This window comes from Ralstonia soli, assembly GCF_023955655.1.
GTDB classification, from domain to species: domain Bacteria; phylum Pseudomonadota; class Gammaproteobacteria; order Burkholderiales; family Burkholderiaceae; genus Ralstonia; species Ralstonia soli.
Genome location: NZ_JAMXHT010000008.1, coordinates 15766 through 39528 on the forward strand (window position 1 = coordinate 15766; position 23763 = coordinate 39528).

General features: G+C 66.9%; 20 protein-coding genes. 10 read left to right on the top strand and 10 right to left on the bottom strand.

Going from position 1 to position 23763, the window contains the following annotated elements; translation table 11 throughout:
• Positions 1–63 precede the first annotated feature (63 nt).
• Both NG900_RS20895 and NG900_RS20900 read right to left on the bottom strand, forming a co-directional pair.
• Positions 64–2337, bottom strand: coding sequence for a mechanosensitive ion channel family protein (locus tag NG900_RS20895; RefSeq protein WP_252683296.1), 2274 nt, complete (start codon positions 2335–2337; stop codon positions 64–66).
• A 99-nt stretch (positions 2338–2436) separates the two neighbouring features.
• The gene (locus NG900_RS20900; protein ID WP_252683297.1) at positions 2437–3693 is read right to left on the bottom strand and encodes an MFS transporter; all 1257 of its coding nucleotides are present in this window, start codon (positions 3691–3693) and stop codon (positions 2437–2439) included.
• Positions 3694–3824: 131 nt separating this feature from the next.
• Here NG900_RS20900 and NG900_RS20905 point away from each other — a divergent pair, with 131 nt between their 5' ends.
• On the top strand, positions 3825–4541 hold the full coding sequence (locus tag NG900_RS20905) for a glutathione S-transferase (protein WP_252683882.1): 717 nt from the start codon (positions 3825–3827) through the stop codon (positions 4539–4541).
• Between the two features lie 38 nt (positions 4542–4579).
• Here NG900_RS20905 and NG900_RS20910 read toward each other — a convergent pair whose 3' ends face one another.
• The 4 genes from NG900_RS20910 to NG900_RS20925 all read right to left on the bottom strand — a co-directional run bounded on the left by NG900_RS20910 (position 4580) and on the right by NG900_RS20925 (position 6268).
• Positions 4580–4969: a hypothetical protein gene (locus NG900_RS20910; protein ID WP_252683298.1), complete on the bottom strand. Its 390-nt coding sequence runs from the start codon at positions 4967–4969 to the stop codon at positions 4580–4582.
• Positions 4970–5007: 38 nt separating this feature from the next.
• On the bottom strand, positions 5008–5430 hold the full coding sequence (locus tag NG900_RS20915; RefSeq protein ID WP_252683299.1) for a hypothetical protein: 423 nt from the start codon (positions 5428–5430) through the stop codon (positions 5008–5010).
• Between the two features lie 336 nt (positions 5431–5766).
• Positions 5767–5994, bottom strand: coding sequence for a hypothetical protein (locus NG900_RS20920; protein ID WP_252683300.1), 228 nt, complete (start codon positions 5992–5994; stop codon positions 5767–5769).
• 46 nt (positions 5995–6040) lie between these two features.
• Positions 6041–6268: a hypothetical protein gene (locus tag NG900_RS20925; RefSeq protein ID WP_252683302.1), complete on the bottom strand. Its 228-nt coding sequence runs from the start codon at positions 6266–6268 to the stop codon at positions 6041–6043.
• 265 nt (positions 6269–6533) lie between these two features.
• Here NG900_RS20925 and NG900_RS20930 point away from each other — a divergent pair, with 265 nt between their 5' ends.
• Positions 6534–7751 carry a hypothetical protein gene (locus NG900_RS20930; RefSeq protein WP_289813922.1) on the top strand — a complete coding sequence of 406 codons (1218 nt, stop codon included), beginning with the start codon at positions 6534–6536 and terminating at the stop codon, positions 7749–7751.
• Between the two features lie 10 nt (positions 7752–7761).
• On the opposite strand, the gene NG900_RS20935 is transcribed toward NG900_RS20930, so the two are convergent.
• Positions 7762–8910, bottom strand: a complete 1149-nt coding sequence (locus NG900_RS20935) for a cation diffusion facilitator family transporter (RefSeq protein ID WP_252683304.1) — start codon at positions 8908–8910, stop codon at positions 7762–7764.
• A gap of 239 nt (positions 8911–9149) precedes the next feature.
• On the opposite strand from NG900_RS20935, the gene NG900_RS20940 reads away from it, so the two are divergent.
• From NG900_RS20940 to NG900_RS20965, 6 genes are all read left to right on the top strand, one after another.
• Positions 9150–9818 carry a response regulator gene (locus tag NG900_RS20940; protein WP_252683306.1) on the top strand — a complete coding sequence of 223 codons (669 nt, stop codon included), beginning with the start codon at positions 9150–9152 and terminating at the stop codon, positions 9816–9818.
• Positions 9819–9822: 4 nt separating this feature from the next.
• The gene (locus NG900_RS20945) at positions 9823–14157 is read left to right on the top strand and encodes an ATP-binding protein (protein ID WP_252683309.1); all 4335 of its coding nucleotides are present in this window, start codon (positions 9823–9825) and stop codon (positions 14155–14157) included.
• A gap of 152 nt (positions 14158–14309) precedes the next feature.
• Positions 14310–15917 (top strand): flavin-containing monooxygenase, encoded by a 1608-nt coding sequence (locus tag NG900_RS20950; protein WP_252683311.1) that lies wholly within the window; start codon positions 14310–14312, stop codon positions 15915–15917.
• Between the two features lie 24 nt (positions 15918–15941).
• Positions 15942–16832 (top strand): SDR family NAD(P)-dependent oxidoreductase, encoded by an 891-nt coding sequence (locus NG900_RS20955; RefSeq protein ID WP_252683313.1) that lies wholly within the window; start codon positions 15942–15944, stop codon positions 16830–16832.
• Positions 16833–16842: 10 nt separating this feature from the next.
• Positions 16843–17865, top strand: a complete 1023-nt coding sequence (locus tag NG900_RS20960; RefSeq protein ID WP_252683315.1) for an alpha/beta fold hydrolase — start codon at positions 16843–16845, stop codon at positions 17863–17865.
• The gene (locus NG900_RS20965) at positions 17862–18758 is read left to right on the top strand and encodes a metal-dependent hydrolase (RefSeq protein WP_252683318.1); all 897 of its coding nucleotides are present in this window, start codon (positions 17862–17864) and stop codon (positions 18756–18758) included. Before NG900_RS20960 ends, NG900_RS20965 begins: the two co-directional genes overlap by 4 nt.
• A gap of 91 nt (positions 18759–18849) precedes the next feature.
• On the opposite strand, the gene NG900_RS20970 is transcribed toward NG900_RS20965, so the two are convergent.
• Positions 18850–19677 (bottom strand): MerR family transcriptional regulator, encoded by an 828-nt coding sequence (locus NG900_RS20970; protein ID WP_252683320.1) that lies wholly within the window; start codon positions 19675–19677, stop codon positions 18850–18852.
• Between the two features lie 428 nt (positions 19678–20105).
• Between NG900_RS20970 and NG900_RS20975 the strand changes: the two genes are divergently transcribed.
• On the top strand, positions 20106–21197 hold the full coding sequence (locus NG900_RS20975; protein ID WP_252683322.1) for a hypothetical protein: 1092 nt from the start codon (positions 20106–20108) through the stop codon (positions 21195–21197).
• On the top strand, positions 21194–22285 hold the full coding sequence (locus NG900_RS20980) for a DUF2993 domain-containing protein (protein ID WP_252683324.1): 1092 nt from the start codon (positions 21194–21196) through the stop codon (positions 22283–22285). The genes NG900_RS20975 and NG900_RS20980 overlap by 4 nt, the downstream gene beginning before the upstream one ends.
• Positions 22286–22298: 13 nt before the next feature.
• Here the strand turns inward: NG900_RS20980 and NG900_RS20985 are convergent, their stop codons facing one another.
• Positions 22299–22712, bottom strand: a complete 414-nt coding sequence (locus NG900_RS20985) for a surface-adhesin E family protein (protein ID WP_252683326.1) — start codon at positions 22710–22712, stop codon at positions 22299–22301.
• Positions 22713–22885: 173 nt separating this feature from the next.
• Positions 22886–23743 (bottom strand): c-type cytochrome, encoded by an 858-nt coding sequence (locus NG900_RS20990; protein WP_252683328.1) that lies wholly within the window; start codon positions 23741–23743, stop codon positions 22886–22888.
• Between the last annotated feature and the right edge of the window lie 20 nt (positions 23744–23763).

The following is a 23763-nucleotide window of genomic DNA, read 5'->3' on the forward strand; positions in this document are numbered from 1 at the left end:
CCGCATCCACGATCGAAGGCGCCCGCGTGGCGCCTTTTTTTGTCCGCGAGCGCAGCGTGTCCGTTAAGCCGGCGTGGCGGGCGGCTCGCCAGATGCGGGCGGCACCTGTGTGGGCTCGAGGGTTTCGGTTTTGTCCCCGCCCGGCACCACTTGCGTCATCCAGTGCTCAAACGCCGGCGAAGTCCGCAGCACCGTGGCCGGCGTGGCCAGCGGCACGTGCGCCTTGTCGAACGCGTCCTTGAGCACGACGTTGAAAGCGCGCAGCACATCGGCCTGCTTCTGCGGGCGCGTCTTGAAGCGGCCCTTGACGATCATTGCGCCGCCATCAAAGCGGTCCAGCCCGAACACCTCTGTCCCGCCGAGCAGCGTGGCGGCAAAGCGCGGCTCGCCAGCAATCCGGTCGGCGGCGGTGCGCACCAGGTCGATGGCCTGCTGCGGATCGGCATCCATCGCCACGCGCACTTCGAAATCCGCAAACGAGTAGTCGCGCGAGAGGTTGCGCACCGTCTTGATCTGGCTGAACGGAATGGACAGCACCGCGCCCGTGCCGTCGCGCAGGCGCACGGTGCGGATGGTCAGGTTGATGACGATGCCCGAGGCCACGCCCACATCCACCGTATCGCCCACGCTGATGGTGTCTTCCATCAGGATGAAGATGCCGGTGATCAGATCCTGCGCGAGCGACTGCGCACCAAAGCCCACCGCCAGGCCAACCACACCGGCGCCGGCCACCAGCGGCGTCACGTTCACGCCCAGGTTGGCCAGCACGCCGATGCCGGCCGTCACCACCAGCGTCACCTTCAGGCCGTTGCGCAGCAGCGGCAGGATGGTGCGCGCGCGCGTGCTGGGCTGCGCGCGCGCCGTGGCCGGCGACAGCGCCCGCAGGATCGCCGTATCAAGCAGGATCCACACGAGCCAGGTGGCGAACACGGTGCTGATCAGCCCCACCAGCGCGTCGGCGATGCGCTTGCCGTTGACCGAGCTGTGCGCCACCTCCACCAGCGTGTGCCCCCACACGCGCAGCACCAGCTCGACGAAGACGATCCAGATGCCCAGCTGCACGAGCGCGGTGACGAACTGCTTGAGCCGCTCGACATACGGCGACGTGCGTGCCATCCGCAGGCGCAGGCGCCAGTTGGCGCGCGGCCGCACCACCGCCGTCAGGAAAAATGCCGCCACCAGCAGCAGCGAGGTCAGGACGGCACGGTGCGCGACGACGTCGACGCTGTCGGGCATGGTCAGCGTGGCAAGCAAGGTCACGCCCGCCAGCAGCAGTACGGGCACCGGCCATAGCGTGGCGATCAGGCGGCGGATCTGGTTGCCGGCGTGCTCGCCCTGGCGCAGCTCCAGCGGCCGGTTGGCGATCAGCTGGCCAATCGGGCGACGCGCCCACAGCGCCCCCACCGCCAGCATCACCGACGAGATCACGTTGCACACCGTCGCCATCAGCAGACTCAGCGAGCCGCCCAGCACCAGCGCGACGCGCGGGTCGACAAACGCATCGCCGCAGGCGCCCAGGCTGGCCGTCACGAAGATCGGCCACGTGCCGCGCTTGAGCAGGTATTCCACCGCCACGCGCCGGTGTGCGCTGCCGGCAAACAGCGAGAACAGCATCGCCACGCCGGCGGTGATGATTGCGCCCCACACGATGGCGTAGGCCAGCACGAGCGCCAGCACGAAACCGGGCGTGGCGTCCTGCCCCAGCCGCATCAGCACGGCAAACGAGATGGCCCACGGGCCGATCTTGCGCAGCGCATCGATGAACAACGCGCGCGTGGTCGGATGCGGCCCCAGGCCCACCTTGAGGCCAAACACGCGGCGGATCAGCCAACCGAGGCCCAGCAGCCCACCGGCAAGCGCGGCCCAGATGCCGACCGTTGCCGCAAAATCGCCGAACAGCCGATCGCGCGTGCCGGGTGCGGCAAGCAGGCTGGCATTGCCGGCTGCCGCTTCGATGCGGCGCAGCCAGTAGCGCGGCGCGCCCGCTTCCACATCGGCCTGCAGCGAGCCGTTCTCGATGAGCGAAGCCACCGCCCCCAGCAGGCCCGGCGCCTGTTCGGCCTGCACCTTCTGCTGCGCGCTCACACCATCGCGCAACTGCTTCAGCTCATTGACGAGGGCGGCGCGCTGCTGGTCGTTGTCGAGCAGCGTGATGACGGTGTCGAGCGACTGGCGCGTCTGCGCGGGGGTTGCGGCCGGCGTCGATGCCGCCGCGGTCGATGAGGACAGCCCGGTCAGTTTGGCAAACGATACGGGAGCGGCATGCGCAATACCTGCCATCAGCAGGAAGAGCACTACCGACCATCGACGCATCCAGAAGGAGGAAAGAATACGCATGACAGAAAAGGCAATCGTGCAGGCACCAATCACGGCACGATACGCGAATTCCTAACCGGGGCGAATGACCAGAGGGGCGCACGCCCGTAGCGCACAGCCTCAGCGCTTGGCGCCGGGCGGCAGCGGCGCGCGGCGCCAGAGCCAGGCCGCCGTATCCAGCGCGCACACCATGCAGGCCACCACCAGCGCCACCACGCCGGGCCAGCCCCACGACGCATAGAGCTTGCCGCCCGTGGTGCCGATCAGGCTGGAGCCGAGGTAGTACGCCAGCAGATACAGCGCCGCGGCCTGCCCCTTGGCACGCTGTGCGCGTCGCCCCACCCAGCCGCTGGCCACCGCGTGCGCACCAAAAAACCCGAAGGTCAGCAGCGCGATACCGCCGATCACCAGCGCCAGCGGCGCGGCCAACGTCAACAGCACGCCCGCCGACATCAGCGCCGTGCCCGCCAGCAGCATGCGGCCTCGGCCATGGCGATCGGCCAGCCGCCCGAACCCCGCCGATGCCCCGATGCCGAGCAGGTAGACCATGAAGATGCCGCCCACCGCCGTCTGGCTGAGCGTGTACGGCGCGTCGAGCAGGTGGAAGCTCGCATAGTTGTAGATCGTGACGAAGCCGCCCATGAGCAGAAAGCCCATGGAGAACAATGCACGCAGCCCCGGCTCACGCAGATGCGCGCCCAGCGTATCGAGCAGATCGCCCAGTGCCACGCCCTTGCGCGGCACGAACCGGCGCGACGGCGGCAGCAGCCACAGAAACGCCAGCGCCGCCAGCAAGCCCAGCGTGCCGGTGAAGCCCATGGCGGCGCGCCAGCCGAAGTGGTCGGCCACGGTGCCCGTCAGTACGCGCCCGGCCATGCCGCCGAATGCCGTGCCGCCAACGTACAGGCCCATCGCTAGCCCCAAGCCCTGCGGATGCACCTCTTCGGCCAGGTACGCCATCGCCACCGCTGGCACACCACCCAGCACCACACCCAGCAAAGCGCGCGTGGCCAGCAACGCGTGCCAGCCCGGCAACACCACCGCCGCCAGCGTGAGCGCCGACGACAGCACGAGCGACACGCCCATCAGCGTCTTGCGATGGGTCGACTCCGACAGCAGCCCCGCAAACAAGATCGCAAACGCCAGCAACAGCGTGGACACCGAGAGCACAAGGCTGGTCTGCGCGGGCGTGAGGTTAAAGTCGTGCGCCAGCATCGGCATCAGGGGCTGCACGCAATACAGCAGCGAGAAGGTGGAAAAGCCCGCCGCAAACAACGCCAGATTGGCACGCAGATAACCGGGGTGGCCGCGGACAAGCCAGCGCGACGGATCAGCGGGTTCGATGGCGGGCGCTGCTGGGGAAGACGAGGCGTTCACGGTGGGCGGGCAGAGAACAAACGCTGAGGCAAGCGCCTATTATCGATCGCAGCCGCGATTCTCGCTGCAGCGCAGTAGGAGAGGCACCCGTCTTGCTGCACACCGTCCACACGTTCTTCTTCGGCCCACCCATGGAAACCACGCTCTACTACTGGCCCGAAATCCAGGGCCGTGGCGAATTCGTCCGCCTCGCGCTCGAACAGGCCGCCGTGCCCTACACCGATCTCGGCCGCGAGGATGAGGCCGCCATCTCAGCGTTTCTCGACGACGCGGGTATCCCGACGCCACCGTTCGCACCGCCGTTTCTGGTCACCGGCCAGTTGGTGATCGCGCAGACCGCCAACATCCTGCTCTACCTCGGCCAGCACTACGGCCTGGCCCCGCATGACGAAGCCGGCGGCCTGTGGACGCACGGCCTGCAACTGACGATTGCCGACTTCGTGGTGGAGATCCATGACACGCACCACCCGATCGCGTCGGGCGAGTATTACGAAGATCAGCAACCCGAAGCGAAGCGTCGTACGCAGGACTTCCTCGCACACCGCGCGCCCAAGTTCCTGCGCTACTTCGAGCGCGTGCTCGACCGCAATCCCGCCGGCCCGACGTGGGCCGTGCGCGATGCGTTGACGTATGTGGACTTGTCGCTGTTCCAGATCGTGGCGGGCCTGCGCTATGCATTCCCGCGCCACATGCAGCGCTATGAACGCGAGTTGCCGCACCTGGTGGCGCTGCACGACCGCGTGGCCGCGCAGCCGAACATCGCGGCGTATCTGGAATCGCCGCGGCGCATTCCGTTCAATACGATGGGCATCTTCCGCCACTACCCGGAACTCGATGCGCTGAAATGACAAACCCGGCGCAGGGCCGGGTTCGCGGGTGTGGTGGTTCAGGCGTCCAGCGGCGCGGCGGGCAGGCGGCGCCGAACGTCTTCGAGCGCTGCGGGCCAGCTTTCGATGGCCGCGAGGTCGTGGATGTCCTGCAGATCGATCAGCAAGTCCACCACCCGATCATCGTCCACATTGACTCCGGAGCAGCGCAGCGCACGCGCGAGCGGATCGTCGCTGGGCACACGCAACAGGCTCACGCCCAGGCGCTCGATGGCGCTGCAGTAGAACGCATCGTCGATCAGGATGCCGACCCCGCAGCGGCGGTTGTCCAGCCCGCGGTAGCGCGGCTCGCCGTCGGCGTCTTCGGAGCGGCAGTGCTGCGCAAGCAGGTGCGTGCGCACACGTTCAAAAATGTCCTCGATGGCGAGGAACGTCTCCTTCCCTTGCATGGGTGTCACCTTCTATGTGGTGATCTGTGACCGGCCGGTCAGAACGTATCGACAAGGGCGCCGCTCAGCCCGAACTGGCGCGCGATGGATTGCAGGCGCTCTTTCCACTCCCACGTGCCGAACACGTCGTGCGCATTCTGCAGCTTGGAGAGCAGTTCGACGGTGTCGCGGTCGTCCACATCGATGCGGGCCTTCTTGAGCGCACGGCGCAGCGCGATGACGCCGGCGTCCATGTAACGCGGGATCTCATTGGCGGGCTTGAGGATGTAGCGCACCGGCACGCTTTCCATCGACGTCGTGTAGTCACGCACGCCGATCAGATTGCCGATGGGGCAGCAGCGGCCGCCCTGGCCGTGGTACGCGGCACCACCGCGCGGCAGGATGGCAGCACCACCCTGACCAAACAGATGGCGAACCGCGCCATCGTAGATTTCTTGTTTGCTGAGATATTGCGTCTTCATGTTCTTTCCCCTGACCCCAGGTTTGCAGGCGCCACCGATTCGATGTGTTTCGACTTGCGGTCTGGCGTTGCATCCGACATCGCGCGCTTTTCCATCCGTGCGACCTATCTTGGTTCAGGATGCACCAGAACCATGGGGCGAAAAAGGCCGGGAATGTAAGTCATTTTTACCGTTTGCTTTTTGGCAACGAATCGCCCGCAAAGGTGCGCCAGGCAACGCTTTGCGGGTGCTTCGCACACCACGCCCCAGGGGTGCTTTTCAAGCGCGTGATGCGCGGCCGCAACAGCGTGTGCGCAAGCCTGCGCGCACGTGGTGCCTACGTCGTAGGCGTGGCGCTTACATCCCGATGGGCTGGTCAGTGTGGCCGAGGCAGAAGCCACGTCGATCATGGTGCCCACAGGTGGGCATCACCTCGTAGCCGGCGGCGCGCAGCAGGATGGCACGCGCGGCCACTTCCACGGGAGGCAAGGGCTGCCCCGAGTCTTGGTCGCGCACCAGCCGGCCGAGTTGGGCAAACGGCTGGCGCAGCAGGTGGTCCAGGTCGAGCGATCCGCAGTACCGCATCACATCACCTTCAGAAAAAATACGGCGGCACGGGGTGGTGCGCCGGTTACATCGATTCGTCGGCCGGCTCCGACAGCGCGGACACCGCCGGCACCGTGACCAACCTCTGGCGCACCCGCGCATAGGCAGCACGCTGCGCCCAGATGGCGTCGGTCAGGGCGGCGATGCGTGTGTCGCGGGGCAAGCTTTCCGGTGCCACACCGAACTGAGCCTGCACGGTGCGTAAGGCCTCCGTCACTTCGCTTCGCCATCGGGCGTCGAGTCGCTGCGTCATGGTGTTCTCGTCAGGTCGGTTCTGGCGCCGGTTTTGGCGCGGGGGATGGCGGGCTGGTGCCCACTCTGGCCGCGCAAGGAAAGGGTTGGCGGAATGGGTTCCGCTCTTGCCCATGAAGAACGGCACACAGGGCCGAAACTTGATTGCCGCGGCGAGGGGTAAACCGGCGCAGCCTTGCCACTCCGCCAAACGGGCTCCCCCATTCGCGCAGCAACTTCGGCGTGTGTCCGTGGCCAAATCGGTTCCGGAACCGCCACCTATTGAGATGGAGCCGTCTGTGTCCCGATCCGCACCCCGATCGTCCTTCCTGCGCCACACCTTGCTGGCCTTAGCCTGCGTGCTGGCTGTCCCCAGCATGGCCTCGGCTGCCTCCGATCCGCGCCAGTACATGCATGGCATCGGGGCGGTGCCCGCCTCGGCGGCCAACACCTTCAACGTGTTCTTCAGCGCGTCAGGCCTGCCGCCGCGCGGGGCCGACCGCAGCGGCAGCTGGCCGCACGATGTGTACGTCGCCCAGTGGCATGCCGACACGGGCGTGCTCGATGCGCCGCGCATCTTCATCCGCAAGCCCGAGGCGCAGGAGCCCGTAACGGTGGCGCGCAACCGCACCGGGCAGGTGATGGTGTCGTTTGAAGACGGCTGGAACACGACGGAAAACGTCACGCAGCGCTTCGGCATCTACGACACGGCGCTGCGGCCCATCAAGCCGTATCCGCAGCAGGTGGAATCGGGCGGGCACTCCGGCCATATCACAGCCGTGGGCGACCGCTTCGTGGTGTTCTATTCCGATGGCTGGATCACCGGCGGCGGGGTGGACAACCTTGGCAGCGGCAACGGCGTCTACGTGAAGGTCTACGACGGGCGCGGCCGGCGCCTCCACAACGTCGACATTGCCAACGAACGGCGCGAATGGTGGCCCATGGTGGCCGGCGGCAGCACGCGCGCGCTGCTGGCCTGGCAGCAGTTCGTGCCGGGGCAGACGGAGGCCAACCTGAAGATCGCCATCTTCGACCCGACCAGCGGGCGCGTCACCGGGGAGCAGCTCCTGCACCACCATCTGCAGTACTACACCTACAGCCTCACGTGGATGCCCGCGATCGAGCGCTTCTTGCTGGTGGGTGTGGCCAAGGGCAACGGCTTTGCCGACCTGATCGACAGCACGGGCAAGGTGCGCGCGTCCATCCCGTGCATGCCGGCCACGGTGCGCGAAGCGGGCATCACCGTGAATCAGGACAAGGCCTACACACCCGCCGCCGATGGCCGCCTGCTGCAACTCCAGGCGGGGCCGGACTCGCTCACCCTGTCGGGCACGCTGATGAACACCGACGGCAAGCGTGTGCAGTGGCGCCCTGTCGGCAGCATCGGTATGCAGCGCACCTCAGGCACGCTCGACTGGATGTCGCTCACCGAGAAGGGGCTCGAACAGTTGCACTTCGACCCGGCCAAAACGCAGCCGGCCAACGCGGTCGATCAGTGCCGCTAACGCCAAGGGCTTAACGGTTGGAGGCCAGCACGCGCAGGCGCACCTGGCCGTTCCACCTGGTGTGGAGCGCGTTGGCGATGCGATCGTGCTCGGCGGCCAGCGCGGGCGGCAGGACCAAGTCCACTTCCACGGCGCCATCCACGTAATGCAGCACGCAGTGGCGCGCGTCCAGCGGCGTGCCGGGCGGCAGCAGCTGCGCCAGCATGGCGTGCAGGGCATCGCGGTCGGGCAGCGGGACAGGGTCGGTGGCGATGCGCTCGCGCGGGTCGACATGGATCTGCACGTCGAGCACGGCCATCGCGGTATGGGCGGCCAGCGCATTCACGCGCGCGCGCACGGCAATCGCATGGCCCTCGCTCACGGACACGCGCGGGTCCACCTCGATATGCGCATCCACCAGAGCCTGGTCGCCCGTCACGCGGGTGCGCAGGTCGTGCACGCTCATCACGCCGGGCGTGGCTTCCAGGCTCGCGCGGATGGCCTCCACCTGCGAAGGCGGCAGCGCGCGGTCCATCAGATCATTGAGCGCCTCCCAGCTGAAGCGCACGCCCACGCGGCCGATCATCAGCCCCACCACGCAAGCGGCCACCGGGTCGAGCCAGTAGTAGCCCATCAGGTTGCCCGCCACGCCCACTGCCGCCACCAGCGACGACACGGCATCGGAACGCGCATGCCACGCATTCGCAATCAGCATGCGTGAGCCGATGCGCTTGGCCACGGCCAGCATGTAACGGAACAGTCCTTCCTTGGCGCCCAGCGCGATCAGCGCCACCACCAGCGCCAGGCCATGCACCGGCGCCGGCCCCTCGGGCGAGCGAAGGCTTGCCACGGCCGCCCAGATCATGCCGGCGCCCGCCCCCACCAACAGCAAGCCCAGCCCCAGCGACGCGGCGTTCTCGTAGCGCGCGTGGCCGTACTGGTGGTCTTCGTCCGGGCCCTTGTGGCTGTTGCGGTTGGCGATGAAGACGATGCCATCGGCAATCAGGTCCGACAGCGTATGCAGCCCATCGGCCACCAGGCCTTGCGAATGGGACCACAGGCCCGCCGTAATCTGCCCCGCCGAGAGCAGGCAATTGACGCCCGCGCTCACGAGCGTGGAGCGTTCGGCGCTCTGCTGGCGCGCGGCTGCAGAAGGAGCGGTCGGGTGATTGGACGTCATGAAAATGGGTACCTGAAGAGTCGCAAGCAAATCGCGAGCATTGTGCCACGCAGCCAAGTCGCGCCTCGGCTCGGACCCGGCGCTGCGACCCCAACAAGCCTAGACACATTTGCACCAGAAGAGCGCGTAGTAGCGCGCACTAATAAGACTTTTCCGATGTTCCACGCTGGCGGCATCGGCGATTCTCAGCAATGCGGCAAACACGTTGCCGCACGTTACACGCGCGGAGACACGTCGACATGCAGGCCCCCATCCAACTCGTCATTGCAGATGATCACCCCGGTGTGGTGGCGGCGGTGCGGCACCTCGTGTCGGCGGTCAACGGCTTCGAGGTGGTGGGCGAGGCCAGCAACGCCGATGAACTGCTCGCCGTGCTCAGCCGCGTGCGCTGCGACATCGCCATCACCGATTACGCCATGCCGGGCAGCCGCTACGGTGACGGCATCATCCTGCTCGAATTCCTCGTGCGCCGTCACCCAGACCTGCGCGTGATGGTGCTGACCATGCTCGAAACGCGCGCGCTCATGAGCAACATCCTGCGCGCTGGCATCAAGGTCATCGTCAGCAAGGCCGACGAGCCGCAGCACATCCTCGAAGGCATGCAGGCGGCGATGAACGATCGCATCTATCTGTCGCCGCAGCTCGATGCCAAGCTGATCCGCCGCGTACCCGAGCGCGAACCGTCGGAGAACGACCCCATCGCCAAGCTCGGCAAGCGCGAGCTTGAAGTGCTGCGCATGTACGTGACCGGCAAGACGGTCAGCGCGATTGCCGTGCAGCTCAACCGCAGCGTCAAGACCATCAGCGCGCAAAAGCAGATGGCCATGCGCAAGCTCAAGCTGGAAACCGAAGCGGCACTGTTCGACTTTGCCGTGCGCCACGGGCTGCTGGGCAGCGGCGAGGGCTGACACCATGATCGCGCGCGTGAACCTCTCGGCCCTGGCGCGGGTGCGCATCGGCATCGGCGCAGGCGTGCTGGCCTGCGCGGCCGCGCTCGCCTGGGCCGGGGGCACGCGCGATGCGGACGCCGAGGACGCCGTTCAGGTGGTCCACCGGCTGCCCCCGATTCCTTCCCGGCTGACCGTGGGTGTCATCAGCGACACCATGATGCCGCTGGAAGGCGTGGCAGCCGACCATCTGACCGGCTTCTCGGGCGACCTGCTCACGCAGCTGATTCCGCAGGATCAGGTCCGCATCGTGCCGCGCGTGTTCCAGCGACGCGACGATCTGCTCAAGGCCGCCTGCCGCGGCGACGTGGACATCATCATGAGCGTGGTGCCGCGTTCGCAATACGACCGTTGCCTCGAATATTCCGCGCCGTATCTGGAGCGCGCCACCGCCGTGGTCGCCCGCAGCGACAACGAAGGCGTGCGGCTCAACGCGTTCTCCGCCGGCACGCGCGTGGCGGTGGAACAAGGCTCGCCGCTGGAAGACGAACTGGTGCGGGACTTCCCGCGCATCCGCCTGATGCCCGTACCCACCGCAGCCGACGCACTTGATGCCGTGGTGCACGGCACGGCCGATACCTATGTCGGCATGACGTACACAACGCGCGAGCTGCTGGCGCAGCCCCGCTATCGACAATTGGGGATCGTGCAGCTGGTCAACCAGCAGGTAGACGCGATCCACTTTGCCGCGCCACGCAAGCAGGTTGCGCTGATCCGTTATCTCGATCGCCATCTCGCGCAGTTGCCCGACACCACCCTGGCCGAGCTGCGCGCGCGCTGGATCAGCCAAGGCGGGGCCGGCACGGTGGCACTGCCGCTATCGGCCGGTGAACGCACGATGCTGGCCTCGCTGCCGCCACTGCGCTATGCAGCCGACCCCGATTACATGCCCTACACCTTCAGTGACGCGCGCGGCGAGGTGCTCGGCATCCTGCCCGAGTACCAGACCTTTCTGTCGCGCACGCTCGGCCTGCGCTTCGAGCGCGTGCCGGTGCGCGACTGGTCGGATGCGCTTGAAAAGGCGCGCACGGGTGAGGTCGACATCCTGCTCGGCATGTCCGACCAGGATGCTCGCCCGCCGGGCTTCCTGCTCAGCCACGCGATCGACGCCACCCCCATGGTGATCGTCGGGCGCAACGACGCGCTGACGGTGGCCGCGCTCCCCGAGCTGGCAGGCAAGACGGTCGCCCTGCCCAGCAGCGATTCGCTGGCCAACCTGTTGCATCAGAACGTGCCCAAGATCCGCATCGTGTCAGCGGACTCCATCAACGATGCGCTGGCGATGGTGGCCGCGGGCACGGCGGATTTCACCATTGCCAACCTGCCGGTGGCCGATGCGCTGATCCGCCACCACTTTCCGGGCGAGCTGAAAGTCACGGGCTCGGCCAACACGGTCGAGAACATCGGCGTGGGTGTGTCGGCGCGCTTTGGGGCGCTGGTGCCGCTCATCAACCGTGCGCTGTTTGCGATGCCCGAGGGCGAGCAGGTCAGCATCCGCAACAAGTGGCTGTCGGTCAGCTATCAGCTCGGTCCCTCGGCCTCGGCCGTGCTGGCCAAGTTCGGGCCGGCGGCAGCGCTTGTGCTGCTGGCACTGGTGGCGCTGTTCATCAAACACATGCAGCTGGGCCGTGAAAACCGGCAGCGCCGTCTGGCCGAGCAGACGCTCGCTCAGCAGTTGAGCTTTCAGCGTGCGCTGATGGAGGCCGTCCCGTTTCCGCTGGTCGCCAAGGATGCCGAGCACCGGTACGTGGCCGTCAACGCGGCGTTCTGCAACATGTTCGGCCGCACGCGCGCGTCGTTGCTGGGCCGCACGCCGCAACAACTGGGGCTGTACTCGCCGCAGAATTCACCCTACCTGTCGGAGACCAACCGCCGTGCCGTCGAGCTGGACGAAAGCACGCGCGAGGAAATCACCATCGTCACGCCCGACGGGCAGTCGCGCCAGGTGCTGTACTGGATCGAGCCGTTCCATCTGGCGGATGGCCAGCCGGCCGGCACCGTGGCATCGCTGGTGGACATCAGCGAGATCCGCGAAGCCCAGGCGCGCGCCGAACGCCTGGAGCGGCGCCTGCGCGAGGTGACCGAATCGCTGCCAGCGCTGGTCTATCAGTTCGAGCTGCGTCCGGGCGAACGTGTGGGCCAGATGACCTACGTGGCGGGCAAGGCGTATGAGACGCTGCGCGCGCAGCCCGACGACCTGCTGGGCTACCTGTCCTCGCCCGCGATGCTGATCCATGAAGACGATCGCCAGCGCATGCAGGAGATGACGCTGGTCTCCGCGCAGCACCTGATCCCGTTTGACATCCAGTTCCGCCATATCGGCGAGGACGGTGCGGTCCGCTGGCTGCATGCGCGCTCCATTCCGCACCGCGAGCCCGACGGCCGCACCGTGTGGAACGGCTATATGAGCGACGTCACCACCGAGCGCGAGCAGGCCGATGCGCTAGAAGCTGCCAAGAACGCGGCGGAATCGGCGCTGCACGCGAAGGACCGCTTCCTGGCCATGATGAGCCACGAGATTCGCACGCCCATGAACGGCGTGCTGGGGCTGGTCGAACTGCTGCAGCAAACCAAGCTGGATGGCGAGCAGAAGCAGATGGTGTCGCTGGTGCAGGATTCGGGCCGTGCGCTGCTGCACATCCTCGATGACATCCTCGACTACGCGAAGATCGAGGCGGGCCGGCTGGACATCTCGCCGGTGGAAACGGATCTGCGCGCTCTGTTCGATGGTACGGTCGGCCTGCTCGCCAGCCGCGCGCACGAGAAATCGCTGCCGGTGCGCGTGGACGTGATGGCCGATGTGCCGGCCAGCGTTTCGGTCGATAGCGTGCGCGTGCGGCAGATCCTGTTCAACCTGCTCTCCAACGCAATCAAGTTCACGGACAACGGCAGCGTGCGCCTGCGCGCCGAATGCATGGCCATCGAAGGCGATGTGGCGCACGTGGCGATCCAGGTGGTGGACACGGGCATCGGCATCACACCTCAGGTGCAGGCGACGCTGTTCGCGCCGTTCGTGCAGGCCGAGCGCTCAACCACGCGCCGCTATGGCGGCACCGGCCTGGGCTTGGCGATCTCGCGCCAGCTGGCAGAGCTGATGGGCGGCTCGCTCGTGATGGAAAGCACGCCCGGGCGCGGCACCACCGTCACGCTGCGGCTGGCGGTGCCCATCATTACCGCGCGCTATGCACTGCCCCGTCTGGCCGGGCGCAGCGTGGCCATTGCCGTCGACGATACCGACGAGCAACACGGCCTCGCGCAATTCGCGATGGCCGCAGGTCTGCATGCCGCGCCGGTAGCCGAAGCCGACATCGTGTTCACCACGTCGCCGCGAGCCGGGCAAGGCACCATCCGCATCACCACCGAAGCCCGCTATGCCGAGCGCGGCGCGGCGTTGAGCATCAACCCGCTGAGCTGGCACGCCTTCTTGCAGGCCTGCGAGCGTGCGCTGCCGCAGCCCGCACTGGCGCAGCCACCCAGCGCACCGGCACGCACGCCGCCGGCCGTTGTCTCCGGCGAAGCGCTTGGCGCGCACATCCTGGTGGCGGAAGACCACCCCATCAATCGCGAGCTGATCGCCAAGCAACTGCGACTGCTGGGCTATCGGGTCACGCTGGCCGAAGATGGCGTGGTCGCGCTCGAGCGCCTGCGCGAAGGCCGGTTCGACGCCCTGCTCACCGACTGCCACATGCCGCGTATGGACGGCTTCGACCTTGCCCAGCGCATCCGCCAGGACGAACAGCGCGGCGGGCCTCGCCTGCCCATCATCGCCATCACCGCAACGACGCTGGCTGAGGAGCATGCCCGCTGCCGCGCCGTCGGCATGGACGCGAGCCTGCTTAAGCCGACCACGCTGGCCACGCTGCAGGAAGCGCTATCGACGCTGTGGGCCAACGCCTCGACCGGCGCCGAGACCGCGGGCGACGACACGTTCGGCCTTTCGCTTGACAACCTGCACCGCACGCTCGGTACGGGTCCGGCGGCGGCCAGCTTGGCGCAGGTCTTCCTGTCCTCATTGGATGACGATGCCCAGAAGCTGCGCCCGCTGCTGGAGACACTCGACCGCGCGGCCCTGCGCAATTGGGCGCATCGCACCGGCGGAGCCCTCGCGCTGCTGCGCACCCCCGATGTGGACGTCGAAGCCGAAGCCTTCCGTCATGCGGTCCACCATGGCGCCGACGAAGAGATCCGCGCGGCAGGCGCTCGTATGACGCGACTCATTGCCCACATCAGACGGCTGCTGGCCACGCTTAAATCGCCCTCATCGGCCGTTGTGCAGCGCACGCAAGTTGCGGATTCATAAGGGAAATCCGTTTCAAGCGGCGTGTACGCCGCTTCTAGTCTCAGCATTCCAATCGGGCGATTGACTCGCCCGAGGGCGCCCCCTACGATGACATCGAACAATGTCACATTAAGAGGTGCCCATGATCCATGTGGTGCCCACGGAGACACCACGTGAATGCACGGTCTGAGTTCCCTCACCCCGCCCCAAGCACCGAGGCCCGCGCCCTCGTTGATGTCGCCATCATCGGGACGGGCTTTGCCGGCCTGGGCATGGCCATCCAGTTCAAGCAGCACGGCATCGACAACTTCCTCGTCTTCGAGAAGGCCGGCTCGGTGGGCGGCACATGGCGCGACAACCACTACCCAGGCTGCGCGTGCGACGTGCAATCGCACCTGTATTCATTTTCGTTCGCGCCCAATCCGGACTGGTCGCGCATGTATTCGCCGCAGCCGGAAATCCGCGCGTACCTGGAGCGCTGCACCGATGAATTTGGCGTGCGCCCGCACGTGCGCTTCCACCATGAGCTGACGCGCGCAGCCTTCAACGAAGTGGCCGGCGCGTGGGATCTGGACATGGCCGACGGCCGCCGCTACCGCGCCCGCGTGCTCATCTCCGGCATGGGCGGCCTGAGCCGCCCGGCATGGCCCAGCATTCCCGGTATCGAAACCTTCCAGGGCAAGGCCTTCCATTCGCAGTTGTGGGAACACGACTACGACCTGCGCGGCAAACGCGTCGCCGTGATTGGCACGGGCGCATCGGCCATCCAGTTCGTCCCGCAGATCGCGCCCAAGGCCGGCCGCGTTGACCTGTACCAGCGCACCCCGCCGTGGATCCTGCCCAAGCCCGACCGCAAGGTCTCGCGCGCCGAGCACTGGCTGTTCCGCCACCTGCCGTTCACGCAAAAGCTCGTGCGCACCAGCATCTACTGGATGCTCGAATCGCGCGTGCTGGGCTTCGTGGTGCACCCCAAGCTGATGAAGGCGGTCGAGCGCATGGCACGCGGCCACATCAAGCGCCGCATTGCCGACCCGGAACTGCGCAAGAAGGTCACGCCCGACTACACCATCGGCTGCAAGCGCATCCTGATCTCGAACGACTACTACCCCGCCCTCACGCGCGAAAACGTGGATGTGATCACCACCGGCATCGCACGTGTCGAACCGAATGCCATCGTCACCACCGACGGCACGCGGCGCGAGGTCGATTGCCTGATCTTCGGCACGGGCTTCCACGCCACCGACCCGTTCCCGCGCGGCGTGCTGCTCGGCAGCCAGGGCGCGGACATCGTCGACGTGTGGGACAAGCAAGGCGCCGAGGCCTACCTGGGCACCACGGTGGCGGGCTTCCCGAACTTCTTCATGGTGGTGGGCCCGAACACGGGGCTCGGCCACTCGTCGATGGTGTTCATGATCGAGTCGCAGGTGGCGTACATCGTCGATGCGCTCAAGTCGATGCGCGCACACAATGTCGCGGCCATCGACGTGCGCCCCGACGTGCAGCGCCGCTTCAACGACGGCATCCAGAAGCGGCTGTCAAACGCCATCTGGTCGGCCGGCGGCTGCGTGAGCTGGTACCTCGATCCGAAAACCGGCAAGAACACCACGCTGTGGCCAGGATTCACCTGGCAGTTCCGCCGCGCCACCGCGCACTTCCGGCTTGCTGACTACCGTACGCGGCCGATGCCGGTGCCCAGGGGCGTGCCGTCGCGCGTGCCCGCGCGCACCGTACCCGCTGCCACCCAGAACACCCCTCAAGAAGAAGCGCTCGACCGCGTCTGACGCGCCAGCCAAGGAGACCACAGCATGAAGTCATTCAACAACCAGGTTGCCGCCATCACCGGTGCCGCGTCCGGCATGGGGCGCTCGCTGGCGCTGCAGCTGGCACGCGAAGGCTGCCACCTCGCGCTGGCCGATCGCAACGAGGCCGCACTCGCGCAGACGCTGCAACTGGTGCGCGCGCACGAAGGCGACCGCATCCGCGTGACCACGCACGCCGTCGATGTAGCCGACCGCGCCGCCGTCTACCGCTGGGCCGAAGAAGCAGCCGCCGCGCACGGCAAGGTCAACCTGATCTTCAACAACGCGGGCGTGGCGCTGTCCAGCACGATCGAAGGCATGGACGACGACGAGTTGGCGTGGATCATGAACATCAACTTCTGGGGCGTCGTGCATGGCACCAAGGCGTTCCTGCCGCTGCTCAAGGCGAGCGGCAACGGCCACATCATCAACACGTCGAGCATCTTCGGCATCTTCGCGCAGCCGGGCATGGGCGCCTACAACGCCAGCAAGTACGCCGTGCGCGGCTATACGGAAGCCCTGCGCCAGGAACTGGATTTGATGAACTGCGGCGTGTCGGCCACGTGCGTGCACCCGGGCGGCATCAAGACCAACATTGCCAAGTCGAGCCGCGTGTCGCCGAGCATGAATGGCTTTCTGGTGCGCGACGAACAGCAGGGCAAGGCCGAGTTCGAGAAGTTCTTCATCACCACGGCCGAGAAGGCGGCGGAGGTAATCCTCGATGGCGTGCGCAAGAACAAGCGCCGCGTACTGATCGGCCCCGACGCACATGCTGCGGATGTGATGGCCCGCGTGTTGCCGGCCGCGTATCAGGCCCTGGTCGTTCGGGAAGCGCGCCGTACGCGCAAGAAGGCGCTACGTGAAGACACGGCGCCGGCCACCGCGCGCGCCAAGTAGGAGGCCGCGCATGAACACCGCCACCACCGGCGAACTGTTCGCCAGCCCCCCGCGCGCGAATCTGCTGAACGTCGCACGCGCGGTGCTGCGCCCGGGCCGCATCGGCCTGCGCAGCATCGGCCGCGACGTGCTGATCGCGCGCTACGCCAAACCGCAATCGCGCTACCTCCCGCTGATGGGCACGCGCGTGCATTACACCGATGAGGGCGCCGCCAACGCGGAAGGCACGCTGCTGCTGATCCACGGCTTTGGCGCCTCGCTGCACACGTGGGACGGCGTGCTGCCGCAGCTCACGCGCCGCTACCGCGTGATCCGGCTCGACCTGCCGCCATTCGGCATCACCGGCCCGCTGCGTGACGCGCAGGGCCGCCCGCGCACGATGGAACTGCCCCTGTACCGTGACTTCATCGACGCGTTTGTCGATACGCTGGGCTTGTCGAAGCTCACGCTGATCGGCAACTCGCTCGGCGGCATGGTGTCGTGGGACTTTGCGGTGCGGCATCCGGGCCGTGTCGAGAAGCTCGTGCTGATCGACTCGGCCGGCTTTCCGATGAAGCTGCCCATCTATATCGATCTGTTCAACCACCTGAGCGTGCGGCTCACCTCGCCGTGGATGCTGCCCGAGGGCATCATCCGCGCCGCCACGCGCGATGTGTATGGCGATCCGTCGCGCGTGTCCGAACCCACGCTGCGCCGCTACACAGACTTTTTCTACGCCGAAGGTGCACGCCAGGCCATCGGCAAGATGGTGCCGAAGTTCCGCTTTGACGATGTCGATACGAGTGGTCTGGCCGCGATCAACGTGCCGACGCTCATTCTGTGGGGCCAGCGCGACCGGTGGATCCCGCCAGCGCACGCCGGTGAATTTGCCCGCCGCATTCCCGGCGCCACGCTGCGCATGTATCCGGCGCTCGGCCATATCCCGATGGAGGAAGACCCCGTGCGCGTGGGGACCGACCTCTGCGCCTTCCTCGACCAAGGGCGCGTCCAAAGCCGCCCTACAGAAACCACATTCCAGGAGAACCGCCCATGATGCCAGTCCGCCGCGACGTGCATCCTCACCTGCCCGCTGATCGCATCAGCAACTGGCACGAGCGAGGCACGCACGTGACCCACTTCCTGAACGCGCTGTCGATCTTCTTCCCGACCGGCGAGCGCTTCTTCATGGACAGCGTGCGCAACTACCGCCATCTGGTGACTGACCCCGAGCTCAAGCAGGCCGTGGCCGGCTTCATCGGCCAGGAAGCCATGCACACGCGCGAGCACGTGCTGTACAACGACCTGCTCGATCGCGCCGGCCTGCCCGCCACACGCATCGACCGCTTTGTCGGCAAGTTCCTCAACGTGCTGCGCAAGTGGACGCCCAAATCGCACCAGCTAGCGGTGACGGTGGCGCTGGAGCACTACACCGCCATGCTGGCCGGTCAGGTGCTGGCGCACGAAGATGGCCTGGGCCGCAACTCCCAACCCGGCTATCGCCAGGTCTGGATGTGGCACGCGATGGAAGAGACCGAACACAAGGCGGTCAGCTACGACGTGTGGAACCTGGCCATCAAGCCGGGTGTGGGCCGCTACCTCACCCGCACGCTGACGATGTTGGTGACGACCGTCACCTTCTGGGCGATGGTGTTCTACGTGCACCTGCGGCTGATCTTTGCGGATCGCACGTGCAAGAACAAGTTCTTCGGCTTGGGAAGCGCATTCCACTATCTGTGGATCCACCCGGCGCCGCTGCGCAAGATCATTCCGGAGTTCTTCGATTTCTTCCGGCCGTCCTTCCATCCGTGGGATGAGGACAACCGTGCCGCGCTCGAACGCCTGCCCAAGCTGATCTCGGAGATCGAAGCGTATGCCGCTGCCAATGGCGAAGCGCCGTCGCCATCGATCCGCCGCAAGCTGTCGACGGCGGGTGCGGCCGGATCCTGAGCAGGCATTCAAAACGCCTGCGGTATCGGCAGCATCAGGATCAAACTAGAAATAGATAAGGCGCGCCCCACGCATGGGCGCGCCGGAGACATTAGCCTTTGTCCGGCGAGTTCGATGGATTGGGTGATTCGTGCAGATGCTCGATGACCTGCGCCACGCGGTCGCCCAGGTATTTGTTGGCGGCGGTTTCGAGTGCGCGCATCAGTTCGGCTTCCACCGCCACCAACGCCAGCGGGCGGATGCGCCAGATCACGTCCACCAGACGCGGCACGTCTTCGACCGGCGGCAAGTCGCTGCCGTATTTGTCGAGTTCGCGCACGACCATGGAGACGAGATCGTCGGCCACCGCCTGCGTGTGCGGCCGGGCGCGCTCGATGATGTCGAGCACTTCGACCAGCGGGAAACCGGCCTTGGCCATCTGCGCGCCGGCCATCAGCGCCTTCGGGCTGCGCGCCAGATAGCCGAGGCCATCGGGTTCGAGCAGGCCAAGCGAGATGGCCCGCGCCAGCGCCTCGCGCGACATGGCCCGGCCGAACAGTTTGGCCAGCGCCAGCAGCGAGAAGTGCTTGGGTGACTCATCCGACCACGGGCTGCTGATGGCGGATTCGAGCCCGAGGATGGAGCGCAGGTCGTGGCCTTCGACGATGGCCTTGAGCAGTTCCTGGATGTTGGCGAGCGTGTAGCCGCGCGCCAGCAGGTGGTTGATGAGCTTGAGCCGTCCGAGATGCGCCTGCGTGTAGATCCCCACGCGGCCGCGCCGCTCGGGCGGATCGATCAGGCCGCGGTCCTGGTACGAGCGGACATTGCGGACAGTGGTGTCAGCCGCGCGCGCCAGTTCATCAATGGTGAACTCGCGGGCGGGCGCAACGGGCGGTTGGGCAGGCGGACCGGCGTCGCCGGTTGGTTTGCGGGAAGGCATGCAAAAAATTCTACACGAGCGCGGCGGGGTGACTGACTACCACGACCGCGCCGATTGCCGGGCTCTCCCGGCTGATGCTCTCGACGAGGAGACCGTCGATGTGGGACTTGATATTGCGTTTGCGCAGGCTGCGCGGGCGGCAGTCCGTGGGCGCTGTTGGTGCATCCCTTGTTTCGTCCCCTGCCGGGGCCGACTTACTTTCTTTGTCTTGCCAAAGAAAGGTAAGCAAAGAAAGGCGCGCCCGAGATGGCGACTTCCCCTTGGATTTCTGTCGCAGGGAGGGAGAGGAGGCAAACTCGCTTCGCTCAGACAGCCTCCTCTCTTTTTCCTTCCTGCAACAGAAATCCAAGGCGCCATCTAGGGCAGGGTACGGCCACCCCGTCGGCGTGCTTGCGCGGTCTGCGTGGTTTCGGGCTGCTGGTGTATTGATGGCGGCGTTGTTGCTGCAGAGCTGCGCTAGCGCTGGCGATAACCACGGCGGCATCGTGGCCGAAAAGGCCCAACAGTTGGAAGACGCGCGCGCCCAGGCACGTGCGCCGTTCCAGGCCGGTGGCCTCGCCACGCGCGAGGTGCGGGCGGCCACGCTGCGCGATTCGGGTCAGCCCGATGCCATCTCGTATCTGCGCCATGTCGACTTCCGCTTTGACGGCGGTGTCGGGTTCGTCATCGACGAGCTGGCGTTGCGCATGGTGCCGCGTGAGGCGGGCGACCCGGTGTGGCTTGACGATGTGTCCTCTTACGCGCTGCAGCCGGTGAGCGGCGCGGTGCGTGTGACGGCCGAGAGCATGGCCGCGCTGTTCAACACGGTGGTCTTCGCGCGCGGGCCGGGCAATGATCCGCCGCTGCGCAATTTCAGCTTCTCGCTCGACGAGGGCACGCTCGACATGCGCGCCGAGATGCACCGCCGCGGCGCGTGGGTGCCGATCGAATTGCGCGGCCCGCTGGTGTTGCGCGATCCGCAGACCATCGTGTTCCGCCCGAACGTGGTCAAGGTGCGTGGCCAGGACGCCGGCGCACTGATGGGCGCCGCGCATATCGAACTGGCCGACCTGCTGCCGGTGTCCACGCCGGCCGTACAGCTGGCGGGCAGCGAGATCGTCATGCAGGTGCCCAAGCTGTTTCCGCCGCCGGCATTGGACCTGAAACTCTCGGCCATCCGCGTCACGCGCGACGGCCTGCGTATGCAGATCGGCGACGGCCACCCGCAGATGCCGCCGCTGGCCAATGCCGCCGACACGCAGCGCCCCTATATCCTCTTTCGCGGCGGCGACATCCGTTTCATGCGCTCGATGCCGATGAACGCGCGCATCGACATCGTCGTCGCCGATCCGGCCAAGCCGTTCGTGTTCAACCTGTACCGGTACCGGGATCAGCTCGTGGCCGGGTCGCTGCGCTTCTCACCCGATGGGAGCATCCGCGTGCTGATGCCGTCGTTCGCTGCGCTGGACACCGGCCAGGCAGCCAAGATGACCAAAGCGGCCAAAGCCGCCCTGCAACTCGCCAAGAGGACCGCGCCATGATCGCCCCCGCCTTCGCTTTTGCCGCGTTGATGTTGCGTCTGGTGCTGGTGGGGCTCGGGCTGGCCGGCCTCATGGCCAGTGCGCTGTGCCGTGCTGCGCAGCCGCCCTTGACGCCCTTGGCCCCCATGGCCAGCGCCCAGCGCAAGGAACTGGCCACCGCGCGCGAGCAATGGTCGCGGCGCTGCGCCCCCTCCTCGGGCGCACCCAACGCCAGCGGCCCGGCGGTCGCGCGCAACTCCGGCACCGCGCCGCCCGTGGTGCAGATGCGCGATGTGGATTTCCGCATCACCGGCAGCATCGGTTTCCACGTGCACCAGCTCACCGCGCAGCTCGTGCCACACACGCCGGGGCAACCCGTCGACATGGACGACCCAGGCCAGTTCGACATCCGCATCCTCGGCGGCGAGGTGACGGTGCCCAAGGATTCGCTCGACGCGCTGTTCAACACGTACCTGCTGGATTACTCGCCGCGCTCGCTCAATGCGCTGTCGCTCACGCCGGGCGACGGCGTGCTCGACGTGTCGGGCGGTCTCAAGCTGCGCGACCACTTTCCGGGCGTGTGGCTGCCGTTCGGCATGCGCGGCACGCTACAGCTCAAGGAATCGCGCTACCTCGTCTATACCCCCACCGAGGCCCGCGTGATGGGCATCCAGACGCTGGCGCTGCTCAAGAGGATGGGCTTGCAACTCTCGCAACTGGCACCCCTCGACCGCGACAGCGCCAAGCTGGACGGCAACGACATGGTGCTGGATCAATACACGGTGTTTCCACCGCCGCGCCTGGTCGGCCAGATGAAGGCGGCGCGTGTCACGCCGGAGGGCCTCGTGCTGAGTTTCGGCCCCGCGCCGGCCACCTGCGCGCCCGCTCCGACCAACGCCGGCAGCCGCATCTGGATCCAGTCCGGCGACCTGAAGATGTACAACGTGCTGGTGGCCAACAGCCGCGTACTCGTCACCGATACCTCCACGCGCGGGCCGCTGCGCTTTGACCTCTACCACTACCGGGAGGCCGCCGCGCGCGGCACCACGCGCATGGATGCGGACGGCACGCTGCGCGTCGATCTGGCGCCGGCAGCGGCCGCGCAGTAACGCGGCAGAGGCGCTACTTCTGGCAGACGGCGAGCAGGATCGCCTCGCCTTCCGAACGCGGCACAACGGCCTCCCAGCGGGGGCTGTCGATGTTCTTGGTGAGCACCGTCGCGTGCTGGCCGTCCTGGATCAGCGCGCTGACCGGCAGGATGCGCCCCTCCTTGCAGTCGTAGATCGAGGTGCGCGTGTCGTACTGGTACGCCTTGCCGTCGGACAGCTTGCGCGGTGCGTCATAGGCGTCGCGCGTGGTGGCCCGTACGGTGCCATCCTTGTTGTGTTCGACGGAGTCCTTGTCCAGGTACAGCGAGCCGGCGTTGTCGGCCAGCGGCGCCAGCTTGAGCCAGTTGTCCGCCGCCATGGCCGTCGAGCCGCCCATTGCCAGCGCGGCAGCCACCCCATAGATCAGCCTCGTTCGTTCCCTTCGCATTGCAACCTCCATTGGCCTCATCACAGACGTGTGCGGGGCGACGCAGCTTGGCTGCATCGTTCTCCGCACATCAAAAAAGGACGTAGCAAACGACGTGCCGCGCGTGTAACGCTGCCACCACAGGCAACAAAAAAGCCCGCACGGGGCGGGCTTCTTCGGGGAGGTGACTTCGCTTACTTGGCGGCAGCGGCCATGTAGTCAACGGCGGCCTTCACGTCGTCGTCGGAGCCCGCATAGGTGCCCTTGGGCGGCATCGCGCCCTTGCCGTGCAGTGCGATGTCATACATCTTGGCCTTGCCCTCGGCGATGCGCGGAGCCCAGGCAGCCTTGTCGCCAAACTTCGGCGCGCCGGCCACACCGGCTGCGTGGCACATCTGGCAGGTCGAGTCGTAGACCTTCTTGCCGACGTCGCCGGCAGAAGCTTGCGGGGCGGCGGCCGGAGCCGGCGCTGCAGCGGCGGGTGCCGGGGCAGCAGCAGCCGGAGCGGCAGTGGGGGCCGCTGCTTGCGGCGCCGAAGCCGCCGGAGCCGCCGGCTCCTGCAGCTTGCCGCCGCCGGAGTTGGCCATGTAGACGATGGCACGTTCGATTTCGTAGTCGCTCACGTCGTCGGGCGACGTGCCGCCGCGCGCGGGCATACCACCCTTGCCGGCCAGCGCCACCTTCGTCAGGCCTTCCAGGCCTTGCGACAGGCGCGGGCCCCAGCTGGCCGCGTCGCCAAACTTGGGCGCGCCAGCCACACCGGCCGCGTGGCAGGTTGCACAGACTTCCTTGTAGAGCTGCTCGCCCGTCTTGTAGACGCGCGGTGCATTCGGGTCTTTCAGTTCGAGCTGCGCAACGGGCTTGATGCGGTCGTTGACGGCTTCTTCCGACATGCCGGAACCGCCCGCGCCTTCCTTGGCGCCCAGGCCAACGTAATTGGCCAGCAGGATGATGATGAGAATCGGAACGACAAAGGCGGCGATCACCGCGATGATCAGCTGCTTGGGGGTCTTGATCAGGGGCTCGTGTTCGTCGTGTTGCGCGTCGCTCATGCTCAACTCTCAGGATGGTG

Coding starts and splice junctions, on each gene's coding strand:
- NG900_RS20910 (WP_252683298.1), bottom strand. CDS start 4,969: ATGCAAGGGAAGGAGACGTTCCTCGCCATCGAGGACATTTTTGAACGT.
- NG900_RS20965 (WP_252683318.1), top strand. CDS start 17,862: ATGATGCCAGTCCGCCGCGACGTGCATCCTCACCTGCCCGCTGATCGC.
- NG900_RS20960 (WP_252683315.1), top strand. CDS start 16,843: ATGAACACCGCCACCACCGGCGAACTGTTCGCCAGCCCCCCGCGCGCG.
- NG900_RS20915 (WP_252683299.1), bottom strand. CDS start 5,430: ATGAAGACGCAATATCTCAGCAAACAAGAAATCTACGATGGCGCGGTT.
- NG900_RS20905 (WP_252683882.1), top strand. CDS start 3,825: ATGGAAACCACGCTCTACTACTGGCCCGAAATCCAGGGCCGTGGCGAA.
- NG900_RS20980 (WP_252683324.1), top strand. CDS start 21,194: ATGATCGCCCCCGCCTTCGCTTTTGCCGCGTTGATGTTGCGTCTGGTG.
- NG900_RS20920 (WP_252683300.1), bottom strand. CDS start 5,994: ATGCGGTACTGCGGATCGCTCGACCTGGACCACCTGCTGCGCCAGCCG.
- NG900_RS20975 (WP_252683322.1), top strand. CDS start 20,106: ATGGCGGCGTTGTTGCTGCAGAGCTGCGCTAGCGCTGGCGATAACCAC.
- NG900_RS20940 (WP_252683306.1), top strand. CDS start 9,150: ATGCAGGCCCCCATCCAACTCGTCATTGCAGATGATCACCCCGGTGTG.
- NG900_RS20935 (WP_252683304.1), bottom strand. CDS start 8,910: ATGACGTCCAATCACCCGACCGCTCCTTCTGCAGCCGCGCGCCAGCAG.
- NG900_RS20930 (WP_289813922.1), top strand. CDS start 6,534: ATGGAGCCGTCTGTGTCCCGATCCGCACCCCGATCGTCCTTCCTGCGC.
- NG900_RS20985 (WP_252683326.1), bottom strand. CDS start 22,712: ATGCGAAGGGAACGAACGAGGCTGATCTATGGGGTGGCTGCCGCGCTG.
- NG900_RS20970 (WP_252683320.1), bottom strand. CDS start 19,677: ATGCCTTCCCGCAAACCAACCGGCGACGCCGGTCCGCCTGCCCAACCG.
- NG900_RS20925 (WP_252683302.1), bottom strand. CDS start 6,268: ATGACGCAGCGACTCGACGCCCGATGGCGAAGCGAAGTGACGGAGGCC.
- NG900_RS20990 (WP_252683328.1), bottom strand. CDS start 23,743: ATGAGCGACGCGCAACACGACGAACACGAGCCCCTGATCAAGACCCCC.
- NG900_RS20945 (WP_252683309.1), top strand. CDS start 9,823: ATGATCGCGCGCGTGAACCTCTCGGCCCTGGCGCGGGTGCGCATCGGC.
- NG900_RS20895 (WP_252683296.1), bottom strand. CDS start 2,337: ATGCGTATTCTTTCCTCCTTCTGGATGCGTCGATGGTCGGTAGTGCTC.
- NG900_RS20955 (WP_252683313.1), top strand. CDS start 15,942: ATGAAGTCATTCAACAACCAGGTTGCCGCCATCACCGGTGCCGCGTCC.